Source organism: Methanospirillum sp. (assembly GCF_028679455.1).
Lineage (GTDB): Archaea > Halobacteriota > Methanomicrobia > Methanomicrobiales > Methanospirillaceae > Methanospirillum.
Genome location: NZ_JAJRBM010000382.1, coordinates 1 through 2872 on the forward strand (window position 1 = coordinate 1; position 2872 = coordinate 2872).

Annotated in this window: 4 protein-coding genes; 1 reads left to right on the forward strand and 3 read right to left on the reverse strand. The window is 49.1% G+C overall.

The genetic code is table 11. The annotated features are described in order from the left end of the window. Positions 1–426: phosphate-starvation-inducible PsiE family protein (locus LUQ50_RS12995; protein WP_300040332.1), on the forward strand; the 426-nt coding region annotated here is incomplete at its 5' end. Between the two features lie 108 nt (positions 427–534). Here the strand turns inward: LUQ50_RS12995 and LUQ50_RS13000 are convergent. From LUQ50_RS13000 to LUQ50_RS13010, 3 genes are all read right to left on the reverse strand, one after another. Further along, on the reverse strand, positions 535–723 hold the full coding sequence (locus LUQ50_RS13000) for a hypothetical protein (protein WP_300040334.1): 189 nt from the start codon (positions 721–723) through the stop codon (positions 535–537). A 28-nt stretch (positions 724–751) separates the two neighbouring features. Continuing rightward, complete coding sequence (locus tag LUQ50_RS13005) at positions 752–1003, reverse strand: hypothetical protein (RefSeq protein ID WP_300040336.1); 252 nt, start codon at positions 1001–1003, stop codon at positions 752–754. Between the two features lie 103 nt (positions 1004–1106). Then, positions 1107–2872 (reverse strand): DHH family phosphoesterase (locus LUQ50_RS13010; RefSeq protein WP_300040338.1); only part of this gene is annotated, 1766 nt, incomplete at its 5' end.

Below are 2872 nucleotides of genomic sequence, written 5' to 3' on the forward strand. Positions count from 1 at the left end.
ATGCTCAAGATCATAGCCGGCTTTGAAAAGACTCTCTATGGAATACTGCTCTTCCTCCTTGGAATAGTATTGATAGCATCAGTCCTCGATCTCGCCTATATCGTTTTTGAATACATCTTTGATGAACGGACATTCCCCCTGCTTGAGAACAAAGAGATACTCAGTATCTTCAGTCTCTTTCTACTGGTTCTCATAGGAATAGAATTCTTTGAGACCATTCTTGCATATCTGCGGGAGAATGTCATCCATGTTGAGGTGATCATCATGGTTGCAGTCATTGCCGTAGCTCGAAAGATCATTGTGCTTGATACCAGTGATACCACCACGGCTCATCTTATCGGCCTGAGCCTGCTGATGGTAAGTCTGGGTGCTGCGTATTACCTGGTGCGGCATAGCAACGGCCTGTACCCGCTCAAAAAAGAGTGATCATCCGTGTGAAACAGACGAGAGGACCGAACCGGTCGATTCTCAAACCAAATCTTCGTTTTCACGAGAGAATGGTCCAGCATTCCCAGGAAAAAACCAATCACTGTATCAAATTTTTTCTACCGTAACCCTGACCCGGTCCCCCGGGACCAGCCCGTGACCCTTGGGCACATCAATATTAAACCAGAGCGTACCTGGATCATCCTGGGTATTATCCTGAGACATCAGACAATCCTTCTGCTCATTAATGTCACCGACAAATTCGAGTGAGGATTCAAAGCTGACAATGGTCTTCATCAGACCCAGTAATTGGCGGAAAAAAAGTTTAATTCTTTGCAGGACTGACCATCCAAGTGGTGCTGTTTGAATAGCTCCACCTGACAATGGAGATCTCGTGACAGATTTCTGCCAGGATCGCCATATTGGTGCCTACCTCCTTGGAAGACAGGCCCAAATCCTTTGCAATGTATTTGGACTTAAAGTAATGCCTGCCGGAACCAAGACCATTACGGAGATACGTAATGAGTCGCGTCTGCGTCTCATTGTACTTATCTCTCAAACATGTGTGTGATGGCATACATGCTACCTCCATCAGCGTAAGTAGGAATCAGAATGCAGACATATATAGATGCGCAATTTCCAATGATTAATCGTGTAAAATTGAGACTGAAAAAATAATGTTATTCAACGGTTGAAAACTGGGCAATCTTTTCTGAGAGTCGCTCAGTCACTTCCTGCCGCATTCCTTCGACAAATTTGATACTTCCCACGACAAGGTGACCGCCACCGTTTACTCCGGCTCCTGGCAGATCGTCCCGAAGCTCACGGACCATACGGGGAATGTTCATGAGCACCCCACGTGATCTGAGCACAACAAAATCAGGTCCGAACCCAAGCGTAACCACAGGTTCTCCGGCATACTGCTGGCAGAGGCGGTCATGGACCTCACCACAGGTTTTGCCAGGCGGGGGAAACGTGAACTTGTGGGCGTGAATCTCCACATCGATCGTGAAGAGATGTGCCCCGTTCCCAAGAACTGTATGCCCGACGTGCGGCATACAGGTCTTCACCTGTTCGGTGATGGCAGTGTTTGCTTCTTCTTCCAGAAGCGAGACCATCTGAAGATGACGCTCATGATTGCCATTCAGGTCAAGAATGTCCTTTATCAACTCTTTCCCGTCGTTAAAGCGGAGATAAAACTGGATGTAATCAAGAGCGAGAGCAATCCGTTTACACTCTACCTCCGAGAACCGATCTGCTGAAAGTTCCAGATATCTGGTCCGCTCAGGGGCATCACTCCGGTCAGCAACTCCGGCTACCGCTGCAATGTGACGGATCTGACGATCAACTGCAGGAGAGATCAGACGGGCAATCTCGGTTCCGAGCATACCTGCCGTAATCCCGTAGTCTCCTCCGACATGGTACGGATTGACGTGCGCTTCGAGATACTGATCCACAATCTCATCTGGATGATGATGATCAAAGACGATCATCGGAATCCCGTAGACCTTTGCCATCTTCATGGCAGGAAGATCCTCTTCAGTTGACCCGTTATCAGTGAGAAGCACTAACGGCATCTTCTGACCGAACCTGATATTGTCCCGGGTGGCATAATCGAGGTCTCTGACAATATCTTCTATCTCGTAGAACGGAGCTTTTGAAGGAGCACGCTTGAAGAGATAATAATCAGCGTCGTAATCCCCGCCTGACTCATTTATAAGGGAGATGACCGCCTGCTCAATGGAGACAGCCGAGCAGATCCCATCCGCATCAGCATGATGACGAAGAAGGATCGGCTGGGCGGTGAAAACCGCACGCCTGATGATCTTCGCGATCTTCCGCATGGCCGGCCTGAGTTTTTCAAGCACCTCACTCTCAACCAGGAGTGGAACTTCAGGGGGTTCTGCACGTACATCGATGGCATGTTCAATGCCTGCAAGCACCTCGTCTGCTTCACTGCCACGCAAAACACTCAGGTTCTCAAGCTCGATCTGGACCTGACCACCACGCTGCATGACCTCACCGGTTGCCCGAACCACGTCACCCTGATTCGCATCAGGAAATGCCCGCTTCCCGGCCTCGACAAAACCAGCTGCATTTTCTGAACCTGTGGCATCGATGAGTGTGAATATCGTGGGACCTGAGGTCTGTTTAACCTGGGCAACCACGCACTCAACCATTACCCGCCTACCGACCTTCCCTTTCAGTTCGCCAAGCTGGATCGCACGTTTCTTGCAAACCACCGGCTGAACCTGATATGAAGTGATAATTACCTCTTCTAAGTCGATATTTCCATTATCCCTGACATTTCCTACCCGCACCAGAATTGTATCCCCTTCCTGGTGACTGGTAAGCATATTGCTTTTATGAACAAGCCCTTTGGTCGAACTGTTCAGGTATACAAACGTCCCGAACGCAGCAAACCCCTGGATAGTACCGGAATAGG

Coding starts and splice junctions, on each gene's coding strand:
- LUQ50_RS13005 (WP_300040336.1), bottom strand. CDS start 1,003: ATGCCATCACACACATGTTTGAGAGATAAGTACAATGAGACGCAGACG.
- LUQ50_RS13000 (WP_300040334.1), bottom strand. CDS start 723: ATGAAGACCATTGTCAGCTTTGAATCCTCACTCGAATTTGTCGGTGAC.